This is a genomic window from Ancylobacter defluvii, from assembly GCF_018390605.1.
Classification (GTDB): Bacteria; Pseudomonadota; Alphaproteobacteria; order Rhizobiales; family Xanthobacteraceae; genus Ancylobacter; species Ancylobacter defluvii.
On sequence record NZ_JAHBGD010000024.1, the window covers coordinates 377,460 to 401,814 of the forward strand.

Below are 24,355 nucleotides of genomic sequence, written 5' to 3' on the forward strand. Positions count from 1 at the left end.
CCAATCCGGCAGCGATCATGATGATATGCGCCGCCTCGCACCTCGCAGCGGAAGGACTCCGATGGAAAGGCTGGATTGCGACCGCATGCTGGTGGCGGTGCTCGACCTCGGTAGTTTCGCCGCCGCCGCCCGTCGTCTCGGCACCAGCAGCGGCCAGGCCTCCAAGCTGGTGTCGCGGCTCGAAGCCGACCTCGGGGTGCAGCTCATCAAGCGCACCACCCGGGCCTTGGCTCCCACCGAGGTCGGCGCCGCCTATTACCATCGCGTCAAGGCGCTGCTGGAGGAGTTCGACGCGCTTGATGCCGCGGTGCGCAACGCCTCCGGCACCCCGGCGGGCACGCTGCGGATTACCGCGCCGATGTCGTTCGGCTCGATCCAGCTCACCCCGGCGCTGCTCGATTTCGCCCGCGCCTATCCGGAGATCCGGCTCGATGTCGGCTTTACCGACCGGGTGGTGGACCTCGTCGAGGAGGGCTACGACGCCGCGGTGCGCATCGGCACCCCGGTCGATAGCAGCCTCGTCGCCCGCAAGCTCTGCGACGCGCGTGTGGTTCTGGTCGCCTCCCCCTCCTATCTCGCCGCGCGTGGGGAGCCGGCTCGCCCGCAGGACCTCGCCGGCCACGACTGCGTCGTCGACACCAATTTCCGCGACCCGCACAATTGGCGGTTCCGCAACCCGACGGGCGGCACCATCGATATAGCGATCACCGGCCGGCTGCGCTTCTCCAGCGGCGAGGCCTGCCTCGCCGCCGCCGCCGCCGGCCTCGGCATCGCCAACGTGCCGAGCTTCATTGCCGGCCCGCATATCCGCGCCGGCAATGTCCGGCAGTTGCTGGCGCCGTCGGAGGCCGCGGCGCACGGCCTGTTCGCCCTCTACCCGTCGGGCCGCCACCTCGCCCTGAAGGTGCGGTTGCTGGTCGATTTCCTGGTCGATCGCTTCCGCGGCGAACCGGCATGGGACGAAGGCTGGTAGCCACCATTATTTCCAATACGGAAGCAAATATCACCGATCTGCACGGATAATCATCCACCCAAGACAGGTGCAGACTGCGAGAGATTTGCTTTTCCCGAAAGGACCTCTGTCATGATTGATACGCGCACGGCACCTTACGCCGTCCTCGTGCTGCGCCTTGCGCTCGGCATCCTGTTCCTCGCCCATGCCGGGCTGAAGATCTTCGTGTTCACCCCGGCCGGCACCGCCGGCTTCTTCGGCTCGCTCGGCCTGCCCGGCTGGCTCGCCTATGTCACCATCGCGTGGGAGCTCGTCGGCGCCGTGGCGCTGATCCTCGGCCTGTGGCCGCGCCTTGCCGCCCTCGCCCTGATCCCGATCCTGCTCGGCGCCATCTTCACCGTGCACGGCCCGGCCGGCTTCTTCTTCACCAACCCGAATGGCGGCTGGGAATTCCTGGCGCTGTGGATCGTCGGCCTGCTGGCGGTGGCGCTCGGCGGCGACGGTGCGCTCGCGCTGAAGCCGACCACCTCCGCCGCCCGCTGACGCCGCCGCGCCCTATATGCCGTGAGGCCGCCGGCGCCCGCCGGCGGCCTCCTGCTTTGCTTTGAGCCCGCACAAAGGAGACGCCCGATGCTGGTCGATGGAAAATGGACGGCGGACTGGCATCCGGTGCAGGCCAAGGACGCCAAGGGCGGCTTCGTGCGCCAGGTCTCCGGCTTCCGCCATTGGGTGACGCCGGACGGCGCGCCCGGGCCCACCGGCGAGGGCGGCTTTGCCGCCGAGACCGGCCGCTACCATCTTTATGTCGCGCTGATCTGCCCCTGGGCCTCGCGCACGCTCATCGCCCGCAAGCTCAAGCGGCTGGAAGACGTCGTCTCGCTCTCGGTGGTCGAGCCGGCGCTCACCGACGAGGGCTGGCGTTTCGGCAATTATCCCGGCGCCACGCCGGACGCGGTGAACGGTGCCATTTATCTGCACGAGCTCTATACCCGCGCCGACCCGCATTATACCGGCCGCGCAACCGTGCCGGTGCTGTGGGACAGGCAGCGCGGCACCATCGTCAACAACGAGTCCGCCGACATACTGCGCATGTTCAATTCCGGCTTCGGCACTCTGGCGGATGATGGCATCGACCTGTACCCGGCGGATCTGCGCGAGGCCATCGACGCGCTCAACGCCCGCATCTATCCGCGCCTCAATAACGGCGTCTACCGCGCCGGCTTCGCCACCACCCAGTTCGCCTATGAGGAAGCCTTCGCCGACGTGTTCGGCATGCTGGCGGAACTGGAGCAACGCCTCGCCGCCGGCGGCCGCTTCCTTTCCGGCGACCGCTTCACCGAGGCCGACATCCGCCTGTTCGTGACGCTGGTGCGCTTCGATGCCGCCTATCACGGTCTGTTCAAGTGCAACCTGAAGCGCATCGCCGACTACCCGGCGCTGCAGGCCTACATGCTGCGCGTGCTCGATGTGCCCGGCATCCGCGACACGGTGAGCATCGATCACATCAAGCGCGGCTACTATTCGATCAAGTCGCTGAACCCGAACGGCATCGTGCCGGCCGGCCCCGACCTGCCCGGCCTTGCCCCGGTGCGGGTGCCGCCCGCCGCCTGACCGCGCGACGCCGGCCGCGATGCGGCGCCCCGCACGTGTCAGCGTAGTGACACATACGGACTTGCACCCCGGCGGCATTCGTTTCACGCTCCCCCGATGGCCACGCTGCATGCTGACCGGCATGCCGGGTCGATGCGTGCGCGTGAGGGTGTGATGCCGGCGAGGTTTCCCCTGCTGCAGGGCTTTGCGGGCTACAAGGTGCAATGGCTGGGGCGCGATGCCATGGCCGGCCTCGCCATTGCCGCCGTGGCCATTCCAAGCGCCATCGCCTATCCCGCCATTGCCGGCCTGCCGCCGGAAGTGGGCGTCTATGCCTCGATCTTCCCGCTGATCGGCTACGCGCTGCTCGGCCCCTCCCACCGCCTCGTCGTCGGGCCCGACGCCGCCACCATGACGGTGCTCGCCGCCGTCCTGGCCGGCCTCGTCGCGCAAAACCCGACGCTGGACCGGGTGGGCATCGCGGCGCTGCTGGCGCTGATCGTCGGTGGCATGTGCTTCCTTGCCAGCGCCCTGCGGCTGGGCGCGGTCGCCGCCTTCCTGTCGCGGCCGATACTCATCGGCTTCATCGGCGGCATCGCCATCTCCATCATGGTCGGCCAGATCAGCCGCCTCACCGGGCTGAAGGTCTCGTCAGACGGCCTCGTCGAACCGCTGGTCGACCTGGCGCATCAGTGGCACGACATCCACTGGCCGACATTGGCGCTCGGCCTCGGCCTGCTGGCGCTGACCCTGCTGCTGCAACGGCTGAAATCGCCGGTACCGGGTCCGCTGGTGGTGGTAGTGCTCGGCATCGCCGCCTCCGCCCTGTTCGATTTCGAAGGGCACGGAATCAAGGTGGTCGGCCCGCTGCCGCAGGCGCTGCCCTCGCTGGCGCTACCCTCCGCCTCCGGCCTGCCGCTGCAGAACCTGCTGCTGGGCGCGGGTGCGCTGTGGCTGGTGAGCTTCAGCTCAGGCCTCGTCGCCGCCCGCAGTTTCGGCGCCCGCGAGGGGTTTTCCGTCGATGCCAATCGCGAGCTCATCGGCCTCGGCGGCGCCAACATCGCCGCCGGGCTGTTCAGCGGCTTTCCGGTGACGGTCTCGGATTCGCGCACCGCCATCAATCTGTCGGTCGGCGGGCGCAGCCAGATGGCCGGTCTGGTCGCGGCACTGGCGCTGGCCATCGTGATGCTGTTCCTCAACGATGCCCTGCGGCTGCTGCCGGCGCCGGCGCTGGGCGCGATCCTGGTCGCCGCCTCGCTCGGCCTGCTCGATCCGGCCAGCCTCCGGGAATTGTGGCGGATCAGCCGCATGGAGTTCGGCTTCGCGCTGATCGGCATGTGGGGGGCGATCAGCCTCGGCGTGCTCAACGGCGTCATCGTCGCGGTGGCCGCCACGCTGCTCTATGTGCTGCTCAAGGAAATGCGCCCGCATGACGCGCTGCTCGGGCGGCTCCCCGGCCGCCCCGGTTTCTACAAGCTGCATCGCTTCAAGGAGGCCCGGCCGGTGCCGGGGCTCACCGTGTGCCTGATCCAGGGCAGCCTGCTGTTCTTCAATGTCGATTATGTTCGCGGCCGGCTGCAGGAGATGATGGACGCCCTGCCGCCCGATGCGCGCTGGTTCCTGCTCGATGCCAGCGCGGTGGTGCAGATCGACAGCACCGCGGCGGCGATGCTCGACGAGGTGCGCACGGTGCTCGCCGCGCGCGGCGTCGCCTTCGGCATCGCGGAACTGCATACGGATCCGATGAAGCTGCTGGAACGGGCCGGCGTCATCGACCGGATCGGCAGCGACATGATGTTCGACGATCTCGAGGAAGCGGGCGCCCTGTTCAGCCTCAGGGGATCCGCTGCGAGACCGGCCAAAGACGGCCCCGGCAAACCCGGGGCACACATCGACCCCCTACAGCACGGGTAGCCGGCCAATACCTTACGCAACGGCCTTATGCTACCTTGGCGAGGTGCCTGCCGTGAGAGCATGCCAAGAATGTTGGTCGATCGCAGGTGCCTCCGCACCGGTTGCGGCCGGCCTGCATCACCGGGAAACACGGTGCGGACTGAGCGCGCCGGGCCGGCCGCATTCGAACTTCCAGGGAGGAACGTGTCATGGATACCGTCATCGAAAGGCCAGCCGAAGCATCGGACAAGATGTCCCGCAAGACCTATGAGCGGGAGCTCAGCAATCTGCATGCCGAGCTGGTGAAAATGCAGGAATGGGCCAAGGCGACCGGTGCCAAGGTCTGCGTACTGTTCGAAGGCCGCGACGGCGCCGGCAAGGGCGGCGTCATCAAGGCGATGACCGAACGCGTCAGCCCGCGTGTGTTCCGCGTGGTCGCGCTGCCGCCGCCGAGCGACCGCGAGAAATCGCAAATGTACGCCCAGCGCTACCTGCCGCATTTGCCCGCAGGCGGCGAGGTCGTGATCTTCGACCGGAGCTGGTACAATCGCGCCGGCGTCGAACGCGTGATGGGCTTCTGCACCAACAAGCAGGCCCGCAAGTTCCTCGAGACCATAGGCGGCGTCGAGAAGGCGATCATCGATTCCGGCGTGATCCTCATCAAATACTGGCTGGAGGTCAGCCCGGAGGAACAGACCCGCCGCATCGAGCAGCGCATCAGCGACCCGCGCAAGATCTGGAAGCTGTCGCCGATGGACCTCAAATCCTACAATCGCTGGTACGATTATTCACGGGCGCGCGACGAGATGTTCGCCATGTCGGACACCGAATGGGCGCCGTGGTTCGTGATCCAGTCCGACGACAAGAAGCGCACCCGGCTCAACATCATCAGCCATCTGCTGTCGCAGGTGCCTTACGAGGCAGTGGAACGCGAACCGATCAAGCTGCCCAAGCGCCAGAAGCCGAAGGGCTACACCGAGGCCGCCTATGCCCGCCACCGGGTGCCGGAGGTCTTCTGAGGCCCGAGATCTTCTGAGGTCGGAAGTCTTCTGAGTCTCCCCGGAGCGACGAAGGCGCCGACGACCGGCGGTTCCGGCAACCGTCGGCCATGGCCGGCCACAGGGCGCCTTCCCGCGGCCGGCGGGATCATCGGCCAAGGGGGCGGATTAGCCGGATACCCAGTCGGTTGCCGATACGCCCGCACCGGTGCGGCAACCGATGTCATTCGTCATGAAAAGACCCCGGCGACCGGCGGGGCCATGCTGTCTTCAACCTCGGAGATCCATCCGCAAGGAGAAGACGATGGAAAACCTGTCCCGCCGCAGCCTGCTTGCCGCCGGAGCCGTCGGCGGTGCCGCGCTCGCCGCCGGCACCGCCCACGCCGCCAGCTTCGGCAACCCCGACCAGCCGCCGCAGGGCGCGATCAATTCGACCCCCGGCGCGCTGTCCAATCCTGGCCCGCGCAACCCGGCGCTGGAGGAGCAGCTGCCCTCTTTCCAGAACCAGCCGCCCACCGATGTCGGCAACATGCCGATGATGTGGTCGTCATTCAACATCATGCCGAAGCGCATTCAGGGCGGCGGCTGGGCGCGGCAGGCCACCGCCACCGAATTCCCGGCGGCAAAGGAAGTGTCGGGCGTCAACATGCGCCTCGGGCCGGGCGGCATCCGCGAGATGCACTGGCACCTCGCCGGCGAATGGGCGCTGATGACCAACGGCCTGTGCCGCATCACCGTGCTCGATCCGGAAGGCCGCGCCTATGTGCGCGACGTCGGCGTCGGCGATATCTGGTTCTTCCCGGCCGGCTACCCGCATTCGTTGCAGGGCCTCGGCCCGGACGGCTGCGAATTCGTCATCGTGTTCGATGATGCCTATCAGTCGGAATACAACACGCTGCTTTTGACCGACTGGTTCATCCACACCCCGCCCAAGGTGCTCGGCCAGAATTTCGGCGTGCCGGCGGAAACGTTCAAGAACATCCCGCTGCACGATCTGTGGATCTTCCAGGGCCAGGAGCCGCCGGCCCTCTCGGTCGATCAGGCTGCGGTCGCCTCCGGCGGTACCCCTCCGGATCCCTTCACCTTCTCGCTGACCGGCACCAGGCCGGTGATCGACGGCGCAGGCGGCACCATCCATCTTGCCGACAGCCGCAGCTTCAAGGTCTCCAAGACCGTCGCCGCGGCGATCGAGACCATCAAGCCCGGCGCGCTACGGCGCATGCACTGGCACCCCAACGCCGACGAATGGCAGTACTGGATCAAGGGCAAGGGCCGGATGACGGTGTTCAATGCCGGCCCGCGCGCGCAGACCATCGATTTCCAGGCCGGCGACCTCGGCGTGGTGCCCAAAAGCCAGGGCCACTACATCGAGAACACCGGCACCGAGGATGTTCAGGTCCTCGCGGTGTTCCGGGCGCCGGAGTATCAGGAGATCGACCTGTCGAACTGGCTCGCCCATGCTCCGCCGGAGCTGGTCGCCCAGCATCTCAACATCGATCCCTCCGTCATCGCCCGCTTCCCCAAGGGTCAACCCGGCATCCAGCCGGGCTGAGCCGCCGGCACGCGACAGAAAAGCCAGGAGCAGACAATGACGCCCCCATCTACCCTGCCCGCGCTTGCCGCCGTGTTTCTCGGCGGCGGGGCGGGATCGGTGATGCGCTATCTGGTGGGACGCTTCGGCACCACACTCACGGGGCCGAGCTTTCCCGCCGCAACACTCGCCATCAACGTGTCGGGCTCGCTGCTGATGGGCATTCTTGCCGGCTGGCTGATGGCCCACCCCCGAATCGGCCCGACGGTCGGTCTTCTGCTGACCACGGGGATGATGGGGGGCTACACCACCTATTCCACCTTCGCGCTCGACACCGCGATGCTGGTGAACCGGGGCTCGTCCAGCCTCGCCGCATTCTATGTCGCCGGCACCCTCGCCGGCGGGCTGGCCGGCGTGTTCGGCGGGCTCGGTCTCGCACGCCTCGCCTGATCGGCATCCACGGCTTTCTCTCTCCGCCGCCGGGCGCTACAAGGTCGGGCATCGACACCGACCTTGCAGCCTCCGCCACGCCGGTTCTCGGCGCGCGGCCGGCTTGTGGAGAAACACCGTGCTGAAACTCAGGGATGCCAGCCTTCTGCGTCATGAATGCCTCATCGGCGGACGCTGGATCGACGCCGAAGACGCTATCGAAGTCCGCAATCCCGCCACCGGCGCGCTGGTCGGCACGGTGCCGAATCTCGGCGCCACGGAAGCCCGTGCCGCTATCGCAGCGGCGAACGCCGCCTGGCCGGAGTGGCGCGCCCGCACCGCCAAGGAGCGTGCCGCCGTGCTGCGCCGCTGGTTCGAGCTGATCATGGCCAACCAGGACGACCTCGGCGCCATCATGACCGCCGAGCAGGGCAAGCCGCTGGCCGAGGCCAAGGGCGAGATCGCCTATGCCGGCTCGTTCATCGAGTGGTTCGCCGAGGAGGGCAAGCGCGTCTATGGCGACGTCATCCCCGCCCCGGCGAAGGGCCAGCGCATTGTCGTCACCAAGGAGCCGATCGGCGTTTGCGCCGCCATCACCCCGTGGAATTTCCCGGCGGCGATGATCACCCGCAAGGCCGGCCCGGCGCTCGCCGCCGGCTGCACCATGGTGGTGAAGCCGGCCTCGCAGACCCCGCTCACCGCGCTGGCCCTCGCCGTGCTCGCCGAGCGGGCGGGCGTGCCGGCCGGCGTGCTGTCGGTCATCACCGGTTCCGCCCGCGCCATCGGCGCCGAGTTCACCTCCAACCCGACGGTGCGCAAGCTCACCTTCACCGGCTCCACCGAGGTCGGCCGGGTGCTGATGCAGCAGACCGCCGCCACCATCAAGAAAGTGTCGATGGAGCTCGGCGGCAACGCCCCCTTCATCGTCTTCGAGGACGCCGATCTCGACGCCGCGGTGGAAGGTGCCATCCTCTCCAAGTACCGCAATGCCGGCCAGACCTGCGTCTGCGCCAACCGGCTCTATGTCCACGCCAAGGTCTATGACGCCTTTGCCGAGAAGCTGGTGAAGGCCGTTTCGGCGCTGAAGGTCGGCGACGGCACCTTTGAGGGCGTGCGCATCGGCCCGCTGATCGACGAGAAGGCGGTGGAGAAGGTGGAGGAGCACATCGCCGACGCGCTCGCCAAGGGTGCGCGGGTGATCCTCGGCGGCAAGCGCCACGCGCTCGGCCACACCTTCTTCGAGCCGACCGTGCTCGCCGACGTCAAGCAGGAGATGGCGGTGTCGCGTGAGGAAACCTTCGGCCCGCTCGCGCCGCTCTACCGCTTCGAGACCGAGGACGAGGTGGTCGCGCTGGCCAATGATACCGAATTCGGCCTCGCCAGCTATTTCTACGCCCGCGACCTCGGCCGGGTGTGGCGGGTCGCCGAGCGACTCGAATACGGCATCGTCGGCGTCAATACCGGCCTCATCTCCAACGAGGTGGCGCCGTTCGGCGGCGTCAAGCAGTCCGGCCTCGGCCGCGAAGGCTCGCATTACGGCATCGAGGACTATGTCGTGGTGAAGTACATCAACATGGCCGGCATCTGAGGGAGGGATCGCAAGCGCCTCGCGCCAAGAGCGCACCTTGCCCCCCCCTCTCCCATCGGGAAGAGGGGGTTGAGGAAAGGAGAGGTATCTCCTCAGTCCCTCGGCTTCGACGGTACGTGCCGCTCCACCGCGTCGAGGGCGGCGCTGATCTCATCGAACCAGCCATGCGCCGATAGATGACGGCGGGCGCATTCGTTCAGCCCGCCGGCCGTCTCGTGATGCGCCGGATCAATCGGCTCGCCTTTGCGCGCGGCGTCGAGGCCCAGCGCGCCGAGCCCGGCATAGAGCGAGCGCATGTAGAGCGCCGCCGTCGGCCCGGCGATCCCGCGCGATTCCAGCCAGCCGATCACCGTGTTCTGCATCGCGTAAAAGGACGACATCATCCCGCTGGCATGGGCGATGGCGGTGAGTTCGCTCTCCTGCCCGGCGACGATCAGGTCGCCGAGCCCGCCGAACAGTTCCTCCACCACCGGATGGGCGGGGTAGACGGCGATCGGGCCTTGCCGGAAGCGGATCGGCGGCAGCGGCACCACCCGCACCACCTCCCGCGCCGGCGCGACGAGGCGCTTCACCGCCTCGACCGACGCACCCGCCACGCAGTTCACCACCAACTGTTCCGGGCGAAAGGCGAGTTCCGCCGCTACTTCGGCAAGCTGCTTCGGCAGCACCGCGAGCACCACAACGTCGCTGCCCTCCACGACCTCCCGGTTGGAGGCGCATCGCCGCACATCCTCATGCGCGGCGGCGAGCCGTTGCGACACCACCTCCGAACGCGGCGAGAGCAGGATATGGCAGCGTCCCGCGTGGGACTGCATGAGGCCGGTGACCACGGCCTCGGTGAGCGTACCGGTGCCGACAAATCCAATGGTGAGCATGACGCGATCCACGTGGCGGAAAGAAACGCCGGTATAGGCCGTCACCACCGTGGCGCAACCCAGGCTCAGCGCCGGCGCGTCGCCATCACGTTGCGGATCGAGAAGCTCGAATGGATGCGCAGCACGCCGGGCAGCGTCGAGAGGATCTCGGTGTGCACCCGCTCGAATTCGGCGGCGTTCTCCACTTCCACCCGCAGCAGATAATCCGAGCCGCCGGTCATCAGGTAGCACTCGCGGATCTCGGGGTAGCGGCGCACCGCGGCCTCGAAGCGGGTGAGATAATCCTCGGTCTGTCGCTCCAGCGTGATGTTGACGATCACCGCCATGCCGGGGTCGCGCGCCGAATGGTCGACGATGGCGGTATAGCCGCGGATCACCCCGCTATGCTCCATCAGCTTGATGCGCCGAAGGCAGCTCGACGGCGACAGCCCGACCTCCTCGGCGATCTTCGCCGTGCTCATGCGGGCGTCGAGGCGCAACAGCCGTAGGATGTTGCGGTCGATGGGGTCGAGGGCGGCCATTGCGATTTCTTCGAATTATTGATCGTTTCATGCATAAAATACCAAATATCGAAATTTCCAAGCACGAAATGACCGGCAATTGCGTGATTGTCGCGCTACGCTTCTTTATTCTCCAGAGAGGTGGCGCATGTTCGCGGATATTGCAGAGCGGCCGGTCGTCGATGCCGCCTCGGGGGTGCTCACTATCGACCTTGCCGCGCTGGCAGCGAATTACCGTCTTCTCCAGGCCCGCCTCGCCCCGGCCCGCGCCGCCGGCGTGGTCAAGGCCGATGCCTATGGGCTCGGCGCCTCCCGCGTCGCTCCGGCGCTTTATGCCGCCGGTTGCCGCGACTTCTTCGTCGCCCATCTCGGCGAGGCGCTGACGCTGCGCCCGCTCTTGGCCAGCGATGCCCGCCTCTATGTGCTGAACGGCCTTCAGCCCGGCGCCGAGACCGCCTGTGCCGAGGCCGGCATCGTGCCGGTGCTCAATTCGCTCGAGCAGATCGACAATTGGACCGCGCAGGCCCGTGCGCGGCGCAGCACCTTGCCCGCCCTACTTCAGTTCGACAGCGGCATGTGCCGGCTCGGCCTGGAGCCGCAGGACGCCGAGGCCCTCGCCACCGAGCCGGCCCGGCTCAAGGGCATCGAGATCCTGCATGTGATGAGCCATCTTGCCTGCGCCGACGAACCGGACAATGCGCAGAACGCCGAGCAGCTCGCCGCCTTCGACCGCCTCGCCGCCCTGTTCCCGGCCGCGACGCCCTGCTTCGCCAATTCCGGCGGCAGCTTCCTCGGCGCCAGCTATGCCGGCGCCCTCGCCCGCCCCGGCCTCGCGCTCTATGGCGGCGCGCCGTTCGACGGCCTGCCCAACCCGATGGCGCCGGTGGTGCGCCTCGACGTCCCGGTGATCCAGACCCGCATTGTGCCGGCCGGTTCGCGCATCGGCTATGGCGGCCGCTTCGTCGCTCCAACCGAGATGCGCCTCGCCACCATCGGCGCCGGCTATGCCGACGGCCTGCCGCGCCACCTCTCCGACCGTGGCGCCGCCTGGTTCGGCGACACCCGGCTGCCGATTATCGGGCGCGTATCGATGGACAGCATCATTCTCGATATCGGCGCGCTGCCGGCCGGCTCCTTGCATCTCGGCAGCCTGGTCGAGGTGATCGGGCCGCACCAGACGCTGGAAGACGTCGCCGAGGCGGCCGGCACCATCGCCTATGAGATCCTGACCCGTCTCGGCGCCCGCTACCACCGCATCTACCGCTGACGGCCGGCAAACGGCCGCAAGAACAACAGGGACCTTCCATGAAGATCGTCGTTCTCGGCGCCGGCGTGATCGGCGTCACCACTGCGTGGTATCTCGCCAAGTCCGGCCATCAGGTCACGGTGCTCGACCGCCAGACCAGCCCGGCTCTGGAGACCAGCTTCGGCAATGCCGGCGAGGTCTCGCCGGGCTATTCCTCGCCCTGGGCGGCGCCCGGCATTCCGATGAAGGCGGTCAAATGGCTGTTCATGAAGCACGCGCCGCTGATCATCCGGCCAATGGCGGATGCCGCCACCTGGCGCTGGGTGATGGCGATGCTGCGCAACTGCACCGCCGAGCGCTATGCGGTGAACAAGGGCCGCATGGTGCGCATCGCCGAATATAGCCGCGACTGCCTCGCCGAGCTGCGTACCGAGACCGGCATCCATTATGACGAGCGCATGCAGGGCACCCTTCAGGTGTTCCGCGACCAGAAGCAGCTCGACGGCATCGGCAAGGACATCGAGGTGCTGAAGGCGGACGGTGTGCCCTTCAACGTGCTCGACCCGGCCGGCTGCGTCACCGCCGAGCCCGGTCTCGCCCCGGTGAAGCACAAGATCGTCGGCGGCCTGCAACTGCCCGGCGACGAGACCGGCGACTGCTTCAAATTCACCAACGCCCTGCACAAGCTCTGCGAAGATGCCGGCGTGGTCTTCCGCTTCGGCGTCGACATCCGCCGGCTGAAATATGAGCGCGACCGGATCGTCGCGGTGGAAACCAGCCTCGGAGACGTCGAGGCCGATGCCTATGTGCTGGCGCTCGGCAGCTACGCTCCGGCGCTGGTGAAGCCGCTCGGCCTCGACCTGCCGGTCTATCCGGTCAAGGGCTATTCCATCACCGTGCCGATCGTGGACGAGGCGCGCGCGCCGGTCTCAACGGTGATGGACGAGACATTCAAGGTCGCCATCACCCGCCTCGGCGACCGCATCCGCGTCGGCGGCATGGCGGAGATCGCCGGCTTCAATCTCGATTTGCCGCCGGCCCGCCGCGCCACGCTGGAACATTCGGTGGAAGACCTGTTCGGCGGCGCCGGCGACCAGAAGCGGGCGACGTTCTGGACCGGCCTGCGGCCGATGACACCGGACGGCACCCCGGTGATCGGTCCGACCCGCTACGGCAATCTCTACATCAATGGCGGCCACGGCACGCTGGGTTGGACCATGTCCTGCGGCTCCGGCAAGGTGATGGCTGATCTCGTCAACCGTGTGAAGCCGGCCATCGAGACCGCCGACCTGGCACTGTCGCGGTACCACTAGACCTCACCGTGGCAATCCCTCCAGACATGGTGGACGATGCATGGCAGGGTCCACCATGTCGGGGGTTGCGGGGGACGCGGAATTCCGCGATGCCGGGGCAAGAGGGGTGCTCACCATCCATGGCCCCTGCACGAGCTTCCATGACGATCCACTCCATGGCGCCGCATTCCACACCGGCCCACGCGGCTACTAGTTGCCTGGCCCCCTCGGGCGTCGACGCCGGACGTGCCCGATGAACGCGCCCGCCCTTGCGACGGTCGAGCTTCCCGAGCCCGATGAGACGCCCGCCCCCGTCGATGACGCCGCCGCGGATAGAGCGCCCGACGCGCCGCGTCCGCGGGTCAATCTGCTGCTGATGGCGATGACCACGGCCGTGGCCACCTTCAGCATGCATGTCTTCGTGCCGGCCCTGCCGGCGGCGGCGGCGGCATTGTCGGCGAGCCCATCGCAGATCCAGCTTACCGTCACGCTCTATCTGGTGGGCCTCGCCCTCGGCCAGATCGTGCACGGCCCGATCTCCGACCGCTTCGGCCGCCGCCCGGTCATCCTCAGTGGCATCAGCATCTATCTCGTCGGCACGGTCGGCGCCCTGCTGGCGCCGAGCCTTGGCACCCTGCTGGTGGCGCGGGTGCTGCAATCGGTGGGCAGTTGCGCCGGGCTGGTCATCGGTCGCGCCACAATCCGCGAAACCTCGTCCGGTCCGGGCGCGGTGGCGGCACTCGCCGTGCTCGCCTCGGCGATCACGCTCTCCTCGGCCGTGGCGCCGCTGGTCGGCAGCTATCTCTCGCTCCTGCTCGGCTGGCGCATGCTGTTCGCGGTGCTGCTGGTTGCGGCGGCGATCATCCTGCTGCTGCTCTATCTGCGGTTCCCGGAAACCAATTCCGAGCGCAGCGCACCGCTAAGCCTCTCCGGCATGGCGCTGGGCTATGGCCGGCTCCTGCGCCTGCCGGCCTTCATGGGCTATTCGCTGTGCGGCGCCGCCTGCACCGTCACCGCCTATGCCTTCTATGCCGCCCTGCCCTTCCTCGTCGGCGAGGAATTGCCGCATGCCAGCCTCGGCATCGGCTTCATCTATCTGGCGGTGGTCGCCGGCTCGATCCTCGGCGCCCTCACCGCCCGGCAGGCCGCTCGCCGGATGAGCCTCGACTCCATCGCGCTCATCGGCACGTCCGGCGCCACGCTGGCGGCAGTCGCCTTCCTCATCGGGCGTGCCATCGCGCCGGATACCGTGGCGACGCTGGTCGCGCCGCTGTTCCTGATGACCTATGCCGGCGGCTTCGCCAATCCGGGCGCGGCGACGCTGGCGATGAGCGCCAATCCCCACGCCGTCGGCACCGCCTCCAGCCTCTACGGCTTCATCCAGATGGCGGTCGGGGCACTGGTGACACTGTTCGTCGGCCTTGTCGGCCACGATTCGCTCTCGGTGGGCTGGATCGTATCGATATCGATGGGAAGCGGCCTCGCCGGCCTTCTCATCGCCCGTCGCTCCCGCCGCCAACACCTATCCGACTGACGCGGCCGATCGCTCGCGGGCGGCGAACGGTGAACGGCCAAAAGGCGGTTCTCTCGGCGGCTCCCGCCGCCTGGCGCGGAGGGTCAGATGGGATCGATCGGGCGCGGCCGCCGGTCCTTGTCGATCGCCACGAAGGTGAAGGTCGCCTCGGTGACCTTGATGATCTCCTCGCCCTCGCGCTTGCGGCGCCAGGCCTCGATGCGGATCTTCAGCGAGGTGCGACCGGTGGCGATGACGGTGCCGTAGAAGCTGACCTCGTCGCCGACCAGCACCGGGCTGAGAAACGCCATCGCCTCCACCGCCACCGTGGCGGCGCGGCCCTTGACCCGGCGGGTGGCGACGTTGCCGGCCGCGAGATCCATATGGGCCATCAGCCAGCCGCCGAAGATGTCGCCGGCGGGATTGGTATCGGCCGGCATGGCGATGGTGCGGATGACCGGGCTGTCGTTCGGCGGCTTCAGAATGTCGTCTGTCATGATCCGGCATCGTCCCGAGGAGCGCATCGAAGGCAAAAGCCACGGAACGGCGAAGCCGGAAATCTGGAAATTGTCTAATAGTATGAGACGACGCGACGACGCTGCGCGCCCGTCGCTTCTTTGATCGAGACGCGCGATGGAATGCCCGCCGTCAAATGACGGTTGATCGGGAGAGCGGGCAGAATACCGCCTAGAATTTAGTCACGAAGCCCGGTTCACGGGCACATAACAAAAGAGGGCCGAAACGCTGCGCGCCGGCCCTCTCAGATGTATCGACCATACCGAGCACGGACTGTTGCCGGACATCGATCCACGCGCGTCACGACCGCTTGCCGGTCGGCTGATCCTGCTTGATCGCCTCTTCGTGATACCAACCGGCGTCAAAAATCACCGGCATGGCGCGCAAGGCGGCGGCATTGACGTCGAAACGCTCGGATTCGCGACGACCCGCCAAGCCGGCCCGGCCACCCCGTGGGAACTCATAGATCTTGGCGGAACCGCCAATGGAACTCACATTCATCGTTTCTTCTCCTGTTTACACCGCGCCAGCCGGCAACGGCGGTCACTCCTATATAGCACGCATTGCCCGGATATCGATCATTTTGAGTAAAAAAATATCACTACTTGCATATAATTTAACCACCCACCGAAATGCTCCGACAGTCGGCAGGAAAGCGGCGCGGAATGCGGCCATCCGTCGGTCAACGCGCAAGTGGCCCGCCGGTTCATTGCGACGTTCAACCCGCCGCCCACGGCTGACGCGGCACCGCGACTCCAGGCGCCACAGACCTCGCCGCCGGCTTGCCGCGCCGCCGCCGACGCGGCGCCGCCCTCATGATCGGCGGGTCTTTTACCGATGCCACCAGGGCGGATCCGGGCATGGCGATACCGCCGGCACGCGTGTGCGCCAATTGGCACGAATAGTGCTTCGAATTTCACAGGCTGTTGGTGCCCGAACCCTCGACGGTCACTGGCTGCAACCTTGTTGGCGTCGCCAGCTTACGAGAGACCCGATATGACGAAATACAAACTCGAATACATCTGGCTGGACGGTTACACGCCGGTCCCCAATCTGCGTGGCAAGACGCAAATCAAGGAATTCGATCACTTCCCGTCGCTCGAGGAGCTCCCGCTATGGGGCTTCGATGGCTCGTCGACCATGCAGGCCGAAGGCCGCAGCTCGGATTGCGTGCTGAAGCCCGTCGCGCTTTATCCCGACCCGGCCCGCAAGAACGGCGTCCTGGTGATGTGCGAAGTGATGATGCCCGATGGCGTCACCCCGCACGCCACCAATGCGCGCGCCACCATTCTGGACGATGAAGGCGCCTGGTTCGGCTTCGAGCAGGAGTACTTCTTCTACAAGGACGGTCGTCCGCTGGGCTTCCCCGAGCACGGTTATCCGGCGCCGCAGGGCCCCTACTACACCGGCGTCGGCTACAAGAACGTCGGCGACGTCGCCCGCCAGATCGTCGAAGAGCACCTCGAGCTCTGCCTCGAGGCCGGCATCAACCACGAAGGCATCAACGCGGAAGTCGCGAAGGGCCAGTGGGAATTCCAGATCTTCGGCAAGGGCTCCAAGAAGGCCGCCGACGAAGTGTGGATGGCCCGCTACCTGCTGCAGCGCCTGACGGAGAAGTACGGCGTGGACATCGAGTTCCACTGCAAGCCGCTCGGCGACACCGACTGGAACGGCTCGGGCATGCACTGCAACTTCTCCACGAAGTTCATGCGCGAAGTCGGCGGCAAGGCCTATTTCGAAGCCATGATGGCGGCCTTCGAGAAGAACCTCGACGACCACATCTCCGTCTACGGTCCGGACAACCACCTGCGTCTGACCGGCAAGCACGAAACCGCTCCGTGGAACAAGTTCTCCTACGGCGTGGCTGACCGCGGCGCGTCGATCCGCGTTCCGCACTCCTTCATCAAGAACGACTACAAGGGCTATCTCGAGGATCGCCGCCCGAACTCCCAGGGCGACCCCTATGCGATCGCCTCCCAGGTTCTGAAGACGATCTCGGAAGTCTCCACCGCCGCCTCCGCCGCGGCGTGATCTTCGGCGGCGATGCGGCTGTGCCTGCGTCGCCGCTTCTCTTCGAAAGCCCGGTGCGCCCGAAAGGCGTGCCGGGCTTTCTATTGTCTGGCTACCGGGCAGCTCCAGGCAAGGCGAGAGCCTGACGAGCCTAAGGCTCGCCGACGCCGCCTCATGCCGCCGGCGGAGCCCAGAAGCTGGTCAACGCCTCCACGTCCGGCCGCGACCGTTCGGGCGGCATGCTTGCGGCCGTTCCGACATGCAGGATGCCGGCGATCCGCTCCCCTTCCCCGGCGCCGATCAAGGCGGCGGCATCAGGATTGGTCGCCGCCCATCCGGTCACCCACATCGCCCCGAATCCCGACGCCTGCGCCGCGTGCAGCAGGTTCATGCACACAGCGCCGGCAGAAAGCTCCTGCTCGAATAGCGGGATGGCGCAGGCACGATCGGGACGGCTGATCACCACCACCGCCATCGGAGCCGAGAGGAACAGCCGCTCCATGATGCCGGCGAATTTTTCCCGCTTCGGCGCGTCCATCTGCGGATTGGCGGCGCGATAGAGCGGCGCGAGGCCGCGGCCCAGTTCCGCCCGCGCCTCCCCGGCAATCACCACGAAGCGCCAGGGCTCGCGCAGGCCATGGTCGGGCACCCGCACGGCCAGAGTCAGTATCTGCCGCAATTGTTCATCAGATGGAGCCGGCGCGGCCAATGCCGCCGCCGGGACCGAGCGACGGCGCGCCATGGCATCGAGCAAATGCGGCGCCGATCGGAGGACAGCGCCTTCTAGGACGGGTTCGGACGTGATGTCGGACATGGCGATCCTTCAGCCTGGCACCGCGGGAACCCCGGCCGTCCGCGGAGATTGACGACAGGTCCGGCATAGCTCAGCCCCAGGGGGCGGTCAAAATCGCCGACCGAAATCTCACGGTCGAGCCTCGCCGGTAGAGATTCCGCAGCCGCCCGCGCAAGGATTTTACCCTTCCGGCGTGAAGCGGGGGCGCGACGGCGGGCGGTTTTGGTCGACAATATCCCATCCTTTGCCGCATGCTGGCACGGCAGATCCCCAGAACGGGGCACAGCCTCCAAGGAGCATGAAATGAGCATGAACGGCGAAATCCCGGTTCGCGACAACCGCGCCCAGGACCGATTCGAGATCGAGGTCGACGGGCATCTCGCCATCGCCCAATATGTGCTGGCCCCGGACCACATCATCTTCACACATACCGAGGTTCCGGCGGAACTCGGCGGGCGCGGCCTCGCCACCCGGCTGGTGGAAGCGGGTCTCGCCAGCGCGCGCGAGCGGCATTTGTCGGTCATTCCGCGCTGTGCGGTATTCGGCCGCTACATGATCAAGCACCCGGAGACGCACAATCTGATGGCGCCGGAAATCCGCGCCACGCTCGGCCTGCCGAGCTGAGCGCCTCACTGTGATAGCGTTGCGCCGGCGCATCACCCGTTGGGGAAAGCGCCGGCCTCAAACGCTTCATTAACGCTGATCTTCTATGCCTAAGGCCAGTTGAGAGGCGGGCCGCCAATGGCGGGCCGTCACGGTTCCAGCGGCACAGGTTTGGCGGCTCATGCGTTTCCCGGATCGTCCTTCCGATCGGAATGGTTCCCCGTCCACCGGCACGTCGGACGACGCCGCGCGCGCCCCGCGCCTGGTCTCCCGCGCCAATCACAAGCTGAACGCGCCGCCGCCACCCCAGGTGAAGAATCCGGCCGGCGGCCCCGGCTCCACCCTGCCGGCGCCCTCGCTCTATGCCAGTGCGCCGCTCGCCGAGCCGCCCGGCCGCCCGGCCGCCCGCTCGGTTTCCGCCGGCTATCCCGCCACCGGGATGCCGCGCGTGCCGGTGGTCGCCCGTGATCCCGCAGTACTGCGCGAGCCCGCTTATGCCGGCAATCCGATCCCGGCGGTGGCTCCCGGTCCGCGGGTGGTGATCCCGAGCTGGCTGCAGCCCTTCACCATGCCGCCCAACACCCGCTTCACCCGCACGCCGGACTATCTGCTGCGCCAGCCGCCGGCGCCGGAACCGGAACCCGTACTGCCGTCTCCGGTCGCGACCGTCCCGACTGCCGCGCCGGTCGATGCCGCCGCGTCCGCGGCGGCGCGTCCGCCGGCGCTGGTGGTGCCGCCGCGCAAGCCCCCGGCCTCGCCGATTCTCCAGCCGGCGACCCCCAACAGCGAATTCCCGGCAGCTCCCGTCGCCGCGGTGCCCGAACCTGTCGCCGCTGCGCTTGTTGATGCCGAGCCGGTCGCCGCCGAGCCCAGCCTGCCGAGCGTGCCGACCCCGGTCGTCAGCGCCACCTATACGCCCCAGGCCGGCCAGCCGAACTCCATCCAGCGCATCGCTGGCCTGATCCAGCTCGGCTGGGCCGAGCCGCCGGTGGTTCCGGCGCATCAGGACATGGCGATCGATGCGCCGATGTTCCCGCCGATCCATGACGACGGAATCGTCCAGACCGGCCAGCCCCTTGCCTCTCCGGAGGAGGAAATGCTGGTCGCCGACGAGACGGATAGCGACATCGACGCCATCGAGCAGATGCTCGCCGATAGCGACGAAGACGAGGACGAGGCGGACGCCGGCTGGGACGAGGAAGACGTCGCCGAGGACGAGGACGATCTCGATGATGGCCCGTTCCAGGAACTCGCCGCGGACGAGGCCGTCGCCCCCGCCCCCGCCGAAGCGGTGATCGTCGAAAGCGCGCCGGTCGAGGATCTGCTGGCCGCCGTGGCGGCAGAGCCCGATCTCGCCGCGGCCTTCGACGCGCCCTATGCACTGGGCGGCGCCGCCGTCACCTTCTCCTGGCCGGCCTTCGCCATCGCCGCCTCCGCCCCGGCGCCGGCCCCGGCTACGGAACGCCCGGCCCCGGTCGCGACCCAGCCGACCCCGATGCCCGAACGCCGGACCGCGCCGGCTGCACGCCCGGCTCCCCCGCCGGCGGCGCTGCCCGCGCGGGTCGGCTATGAGCTGCCGCCGCTCGAACTGCTCACCGAACCGCCGGAAGTCGAGCCCGATTACGAGCTCTCGGAGGAGTTCCTCGAGCGCAATTCGGTGAAGCTGCAGCAAGTGCTGCACGATTTCGGCGTGCGCGGCGAGATCATCGACGCCAATCCCGGCCCGGTGGTCACGCTCTACGAGCTGGAGCCGGCCCCCGGCATCAAGTCGAGCCGCGTCATCGGCCTGTCCGCCGACATCTCCCGGTCGATGAGCGCCATTTCCGCCCGCGTGGCGGTGGTGGAAGGCCGCAACGTCATCGGCATCGAGCTGCCCAACCAGCGCCGCGAGACGGTGTGGCTGCGCGAGATGCTCTCCAGCCACGAGTTCGAGGCCGCCAAGGCCAAGCTCGGCATCGGGCTCGGCAAGACCATCGGCGGCGAGCCGGTGATCGTCGATCTTGCCAAGATGCCGCATCTGCTGGTCGCCGGGACCACCGGCTCCGGCAAGTCGGTCGCCATCAACACCATGATCCTGAGCCTGCTCTACCGGCACCGGCCGGACCAGTGCCGGCTGATCATGATCGACCCGAAGATGCTGGAACTCTCCGTTTATGAGGGCATCCCGCATTTGCTCACCCCCGTCGTCACCGACCCCAAGAAGGCCATCGTCGCCCTCAAATGGGCGGTGCGCGAGATGGAGGAGCGCTACAAAAAGATGAGCCGCCTCGGTGTCCGCAACATCGACGGCTTCAACGCCCGGGTGGCGGAAGCAATGGCCAAGGGCGAGATCATCACCCGCACCATCCAGAAGGGCTTCGATCGCGAGACCGGCGAGATGATCGAGGAGGAGGAGATCATGGATCTCTCCGCCCTCCCCTACATCGTCATCGTCGTCGACGAGATGGCCGACCTGATGATGGTCGCCGGCAAGGACATCGAAGGCGCCATCCAGCGCCTCGCCCAGATGGCCCGCGCCGCCGGCATCCATCTGATCATGGCGACCCAGCGTCCCTCGGTCGACGTGATCACCGGCACCATCAAGGCCAACTTCCCCACCCGCATCTCCTTCCAGGTGACGAGCAAGATCGACTCGCGGACCATCCTTGGCGAGATGGGCGCCGAGCAGCTGCTCGGCCAGGGCGACATGCTGTACATGGCCGGCGGCGGACGGATCTCGCGCGTCCACGGCCCGTTCGTTTCCGATCAGGAGGTCGAGCGCGTCGTCGAGCATCTGAAGGCGCAGGGCCGGCCGGACTATCTCGACGACGTGACGGCGGAGGACGACGAGGACGCCGCCCCGCCCGCCGGCGATGTCGCGGTGTTCGACGCCAGCGCGATGGGATCGGAGACCGGCGATCTCTACGATCAGGCGGTGGCGGTGGTGATGCGCGACCGCAAGGCCTCGACCAGCTACATCCAGCGCCGGCTGCAGATCGGCTACAACCGCGCCGCCTCGATCATGGAGCGCATGGAGAATGAGGGGCTGGTCGGTCCGGCCAACCATGCCGGCAAGCGCGAGATCATCTCCGACGGCCGCTCGGGCCACTGACGCCAGCGTTCCATAGACCACGTAGAAAAACGGCCCCGGCCTTCAAAGCCGGGGCCGTTTTCCGTTTCTCGCAGGGAGCACGATGCCGAGACAGTGGCACCCGCCACGGAGGCGCTAGCCTCCGAACAATGCCGCCTCGCTCCACACGGTCAGTACCGCGCCCATCAGCAAGGCGGCGCCGACGAGCATCAGCGCCGCGCCCCAACTGCGCTGCCACCAGCGCCGGTTCCGCCGATCCTTGGCCGGCCGGTCATCCGCCCGCCGGCTGTCGGTTTGCGCAACGCCGTCATTGGTTCGCTCGCGATCCATGAACCCCCGATGTGCCGGTGAGGTAAAATGCCGGGCCGAGGCCCGTCCTCGGCAACGCCTGCCGCCGGCCATTGTTCCCGCTCGATGAACAACCGCTCTGCGCAAATCCCGGATCCAATCGCGCATTCGGCCCTTCCAACCGGAGGGCCGGGCGATTAGGTGTGGAATACCGCGACGCCCCGTAGCCCCATCGGGCACTCCTCACGTCGGCGCCTTTTTTCCAAGAGGTTTCCATGTCCACCGTCTCCTATCCCGATGTCCTTCTGTTCATCGACGGCGTCTGGCGCGAAGGCTCGCGCCATGGCGGTGCCGCCGCCAGCCAGCCCATCGTCGATCCGGCAACGGAAGAGGTCATCGGCACCCTCGCCCATGCCTCGATCGCCGATCTCGACGATGCCCTCGCCGCGGCGGAGAAGGGTTTTGCGGTGTGGAAGCGCGTGCCGGCGCATGAGCGCTACAAGATCATGCGCAAGGCCGGCGAGATCCTGCGTGAGCGCGCCGAGGACATTTCGCGCATCATGACCCTGGAGCAGGGCAAGCCGCTTCCCGAGGCGCGCGTCGAGACGCTGGCCGCCGCCGACATCATCGACTGGTTCGCCGAGGAAGGCCGCCGCCAGTACGGCCGTGTCATCGCCCCCCGCGCGGAAAACATCCACCAGGAGGTGATCCGCGAGCCGGTCGGCGTCGTCGCCGCCTTCACGCCGTGGAACTTCCCGATCAACCAGGCGGTGCGCAAGGCCTCCGCGGCGCTCGCCGCCGGCTGCTCGATCATCCTGAAGGGACCGGAAGACACCCCCGCCTCCTGCGCCGCGCTGTTCAAGGCCTATCAGGATGCCGGCGTGCCGGCGGGCGTGGTCAACCTGGTCTTCGGCGTGCCCGCGGAGATCTCCAACTATCTCATCCCGCATCCGATCGTGAAGAAGATCACCTTCACCGGCTCCACCGTGGTCGGCAAGCAGCTTGCCGCGCTCGCCGGTGCGCATATGAAGCGCGTCACCATGGAGCTCGGCGGCCATGCCCCGGCGGTGGTGTTCGAGGATGCCGATCTCGATCACGCGGTGAAGCTGCTCTCCGGCGCCAAGTTCCGCAATGCCGGTCAGGTCTGCGTGTCGCCCACCCGCTTCCTGGTCCACGAGAACCTCTACAACAAGTTCGTCGACGGCTTCACCGAGGCGGTGAAGGGCATGAAGGTCGGCAACGGCCTCGAGGACGGCGTGCGCATGGGCCCGCTGGTCAACTCCCGTCGCATCGACGCCATGGAGGCGCTCACCGCCGACGCGGTGCAGAAGGGCGCGACGCTGCGCACCGGCGGCGCGCGCATCGGCAATAAGGGCTATTTCTTCGAGCCGACGGTGATCACCGATCTCGCGCCGGATTCGCGCATTCTCAACGAGGAGCCCTTCGGCCCTCTGGTGCCGATCCAGCCCTTCACCTCGACCGAGGCGGTGATCGCGGAAGCCAATCGCCTGCCCTATGGCCTTGCGGCCTATGCCTACACCACCTCCTCGCGCACGGCCGAGGAGTTCTCGCGCCGGGTCGAGAGCGGCATGATCTCGATCAACCATCACGGGCTCGCTTTGCCCGAGGTTCCGTTCGGCGGCATCAAGGACTCCGGCTACGGCTCGGAAGGCGGCACCGAGGCGATGGAAGCCTATGTGAACACCAAGTTCGTCACCCGCCTCGCGGTGTGACGAAGCTGTCATAAAAACTCGGCGGCGGGCGCGGAATCGTCTATCACGTGCCCGCCGTTCCAGCGGGGCCGGCCCTTCCCGGCAGGCCCTCCACTCATGGAACCCAGCGTCTTCCTGGCGGTCATCGCCGCCGCCGCGATGCATGCGGGCTGGAACGCCCTGCTGAAGATCCGGCTGGATCCGTTCATCGCCGTTGTGCTGATCACCGGCGCCTGCTCGGTCATCGCCCTGCCGGTCGCGCTGTGGATGGGACCGCCGCCAGCCTATGTCTGGCCGTGGATCGCCGGCTCCATCGCCGTCCACCTCGTCTACTACCTGACACTGACCGGTGCCTATCGCCGCGCCGATATGAGCTTCGTCTATCCGGTGGCGCGTGGCGGCTCGCCGCTGATCACCACCTTGTTCTCGCTGGTCTTGCTCGGCGAGCCGATCGACGCGCAGGGTATCGCCGGCGTGGCGGTTCTTGCGGCCGGTGTGCTGGTCATCGCCTGGCCGCGCAAGGGGCATCTCGACATCCGCGCCCTCGTCCTGGCCGGCAGTTGCGCCCTCTCCATCGCCGTCTACTCGATCATCGATGGCATGGGCGCCCGCACCACCGGCAGCCCGCATCTGTATTCCGCCTGGCTGTTCCTCATGGAAGGCCCCTGCGTGCTCGCCGTCGCGTTGCTCCGCCACCGGCCGGCGGCGCTGCGGCCGGTGCTCGGCTTTCTCGGCCCCGGCGCCCTGGGCGGGGCGATGTCGCTCTCGGCCTATTGGATCACCATCTGGGCGATGACCAAGGCACCGATCGGCCTCGTCTCGGCGGTCCGGGAATCGAGCGTGCTGTTCGCCGCGGTCATCGCCGTGTTCCTGCTGAAGGAACCGCCCCGTCCGAGCCGCCTTGCCGGCGCCGCGCTGATCGTCGCCGGCCTCGTCCTCATCAAGCTGCACTAGCC

General features: G+C 67.5%; 22 protein-coding genes. 16 read left to right on the forward strand and 6 right to left on the reverse strand.

What is annotated here, in order from left to right:
• Nucleotides 1-61: 61 nt before the first annotated feature.
• The 8 genes from KHC24_RS17985 to gabD all read left to right on the forward strand — a co-directional run bounded on the left by KHC24_RS17985 (nucleotide 62) and on the right by gabD (nucleotide 8,981).
• Nucleotides 62-973 (forward strand): LysR family transcriptional regulator, encoded by a 912-nt coding sequence (locus KHC24_RS17985; protein ID WP_213364691.1) that lies wholly within the window; start codon nucleotides 62-64, stop codon nucleotides 971-973.
• Between the two features lie 111 nt (nucleotides 974-1,084).
• Nucleotides 1,085-1,495, forward strand: coding sequence for a DoxX family protein (locus tag KHC24_RS17990; RefSeq protein ID WP_213364692.1), 411 nt, complete (start codon nucleotides 1,085-1,087; stop codon nucleotides 1,493-1,495).
• 87 nt (nucleotides 1,496-1,582) lie between these two features.
• Nucleotides 1,583-2,563, forward strand: a complete 981-nt coding sequence (locus KHC24_RS17995) for a glutathione S-transferase family protein (protein ID WP_213364693.1) — start codon at nucleotides 1,583-1,585, stop codon at nucleotides 2,561-2,563.
• 153 nt (nucleotides 2,564-2,716) lie between these two features.
• Nucleotides 2,717-4,456, forward strand: a complete 1,740-nt coding sequence (locus KHC24_RS18000; RefSeq protein WP_213364694.1) for a SulP family inorganic anion transporter — start codon at nucleotides 2,717-2,719, stop codon at nucleotides 4,454-4,456.
• A 188-nt stretch (nucleotides 4,457-4,644) separates the two neighbouring features.
• Entirely contained in the window at nucleotides 4,645-5,454 is an 810-nt protein-coding gene (gene ppk2 / locus KHC24_RS18005) for a polyphosphate kinase 2 (protein ID WP_213364695.1), read from the forward strand.
• A 283-nt stretch (nucleotides 5,455-5,737) separates the two neighbouring features.
• The gene (locus KHC24_RS18010; RefSeq protein WP_213364696.1) at nucleotides 5,738-6,985 is read left to right on the forward strand and encodes a cupin domain-containing protein; all 1,248 of its coding nucleotides are present in this window, start codon (nucleotides 5,738-5,740) and stop codon (nucleotides 6,983-6,985) included.
• Between the two features lie 36 nt (nucleotides 6,986-7,021).
• Complete coding sequence (gene crcB / locus KHC24_RS18015) at nucleotides 7,022-7,414, forward strand: fluoride efflux transporter CrcB (protein WP_213364697.1); 393 nt, start codon at nucleotides 7,022-7,024, stop codon at nucleotides 7,412-7,414.
• Between the two features lie 118 nt (nucleotides 7,415-7,532).
• Complete coding sequence (gene gabD, locus KHC24_RS18020; protein ID WP_271180607.1) at nucleotides 7,533-8,981, forward strand: NADP-dependent succinate-semialdehyde dehydrogenase; 1,449 nt, start codon at nucleotides 7,533-7,535, stop codon at nucleotides 8,979-8,981.
• 92 nt (nucleotides 8,982-9,073) lie between these two features.
• Here gabD and KHC24_RS18025 read toward each other — a convergent pair whose 3' ends face one another.
• Both KHC24_RS18025 and KHC24_RS18030 read right to left on the reverse strand, forming a co-directional pair.
• Nucleotides 9,074-9,856, reverse strand: coding sequence for an NAD(P)-binding domain-containing protein (locus KHC24_RS18025; protein WP_213364699.1), 783 nt, complete (start codon nucleotides 9,854-9,856; stop codon nucleotides 9,074-9,076).
• A gap of 65 nt (nucleotides 9,857-9,921) precedes the next feature.
• A complete protein-coding gene (locus KHC24_RS18030) occupies nucleotides 9,922-10,377 on the reverse strand; it encodes an Lrp/AsnC family transcriptional regulator (RefSeq protein ID WP_213364700.1) in 456 nt (151 codons plus the stop codon).
• Nucleotides 10,378-10,504: 127 nt separating this feature from the next.
• On the opposite strand from KHC24_RS18030, the gene alr reads away from it, so the two are divergent.
• From alr to KHC24_RS18045, 3 genes are all read left to right on the forward strand, one after another.
• Complete coding sequence (gene alr, locus KHC24_RS18035) at nucleotides 10,505-11,623, forward strand: alanine racemase (protein ID WP_213364701.1); 1,119 nt, start codon at nucleotides 10,505-10,507, stop codon at nucleotides 11,621-11,623.
• Nucleotides 11,620-12,915: a D-amino acid dehydrogenase gene (locus KHC24_RS18040; RefSeq protein ID WP_271180628.1), complete on the forward strand. Its 1,296-nt coding sequence runs from the start codon at nucleotides 11,620-11,622 to the stop codon at nucleotides 12,913-12,915. The genes alr and KHC24_RS18040 overlap by 4 nt, the downstream gene beginning before the upstream one ends.
• 232 nt (nucleotides 12,916-13,147) lie before the next feature.
• A complete protein-coding gene (locus KHC24_RS18045) occupies nucleotides 13,148-14,428 on the forward strand; it encodes a Bcr/CflA family efflux MFS transporter (protein WP_213364703.1) in 1,281 nt (426 codons plus the stop codon).
• A gap of 83 nt (nucleotides 14,429-14,511) precedes the next feature.
• Here the strand turns inward: KHC24_RS18045 and KHC24_RS18050 are convergent, their stop codons facing one another.
• Both KHC24_RS18050 and KHC24_RS18055 read right to left on the reverse strand, forming a co-directional pair.
• The gene (locus tag KHC24_RS18050; RefSeq protein ID WP_213364704.1) at nucleotides 14,512-14,904 is read right to left on the reverse strand and encodes an acyl-CoA thioesterase; all 393 of its coding nucleotides are present in this window, start codon (nucleotides 14,902-14,904) and stop codon (nucleotides 14,512-14,514) included.
• A gap of 319 nt (nucleotides 14,905-15,223) precedes the next feature.
• On the reverse strand, nucleotides 15,224-15,424 hold the full coding sequence (locus tag KHC24_RS18055; RefSeq protein WP_213364705.1) for a DUF2735 domain-containing protein: 201 nt from the start codon (nucleotides 15,422-15,424) through the stop codon (nucleotides 15,224-15,226).
• Nucleotides 15,425-15,919: 495 nt separating this feature from the next.
• Here KHC24_RS18055 and KHC24_RS18060 point away from each other — a divergent pair, with 495 nt between their 5' ends.
• On the forward strand, nucleotides 15,920-16,954 hold the full coding sequence (locus KHC24_RS18060) for a glutamine synthetase beta-grasp domain-containing protein (RefSeq protein ID WP_213365178.1): 1,035 nt from the start codon (nucleotides 15,920-15,922) through the stop codon (nucleotides 16,952-16,954).
• Between the two features lie 151 nt (nucleotides 16,955-17,105).
• Here the strand turns inward: KHC24_RS18060 and KHC24_RS18065 are convergent, their stop codons facing one another.
• Nucleotides 17,106-17,747, reverse strand: coding sequence for a nitroreductase family protein (locus KHC24_RS18065; protein WP_246547118.1), 642 nt, complete (start codon nucleotides 17,745-17,747; stop codon nucleotides 17,106-17,108).
• A gap of 282 nt (nucleotides 17,748-18,029) precedes the next feature.
• Here KHC24_RS18065 and KHC24_RS18070 point away from each other — a divergent pair, with 282 nt between their 5' ends.
• A complete protein-coding gene (locus KHC24_RS18070; RefSeq protein ID WP_213364706.1) occupies nucleotides 18,030-18,350 on the forward strand; it encodes a GNAT family N-acetyltransferase in 321 nt (106 codons plus the stop codon).
• Between the two features lie 160 nt (nucleotides 18,351-18,510).
• Nucleotides 18,511-21,420, forward strand: a complete 2,910-nt coding sequence (locus tag KHC24_RS18075) for a DNA translocase FtsK (protein ID WP_246547120.1) — start codon at nucleotides 18,511-18,513, stop codon at nucleotides 21,418-21,420.
• Nucleotides 21,421-21,534: 114 nt separating this feature from the next.
• On the opposite strand, the gene KHC24_RS18080 is transcribed toward KHC24_RS18075, so the two are convergent.
• Nucleotides 21,535-21,729: a hypothetical protein gene (locus KHC24_RS18080; protein ID WP_213364707.1), complete on the reverse strand. Its 195-nt coding sequence runs from the start codon at nucleotides 21,727-21,729 to the stop codon at nucleotides 21,535-21,537.
• Between the two features lie 233 nt (nucleotides 21,730-21,962).
• Between KHC24_RS18080 and KHC24_RS18085 the strand changes: the two genes are divergently transcribed.
• Nucleotides 21,963-23,420: an NAD-dependent succinate-semialdehyde dehydrogenase gene (locus KHC24_RS18085; RefSeq protein WP_213364708.1), complete on the forward strand. Its 1,458-nt coding sequence runs from the start codon at nucleotides 21,963-21,965 to the stop codon at nucleotides 23,418-23,420.
• 96 nt (nucleotides 23,421-23,516) lie between these two features.
• A complete protein-coding gene (locus tag KHC24_RS18090; protein ID WP_213364709.1) occupies nucleotides 23,517-24,353 on the forward strand; it encodes an EamA family transporter in 837 nt (278 codons plus the stop codon).
• Nucleotides 24,354-24,355: the final 2 nt, after the last annotated feature.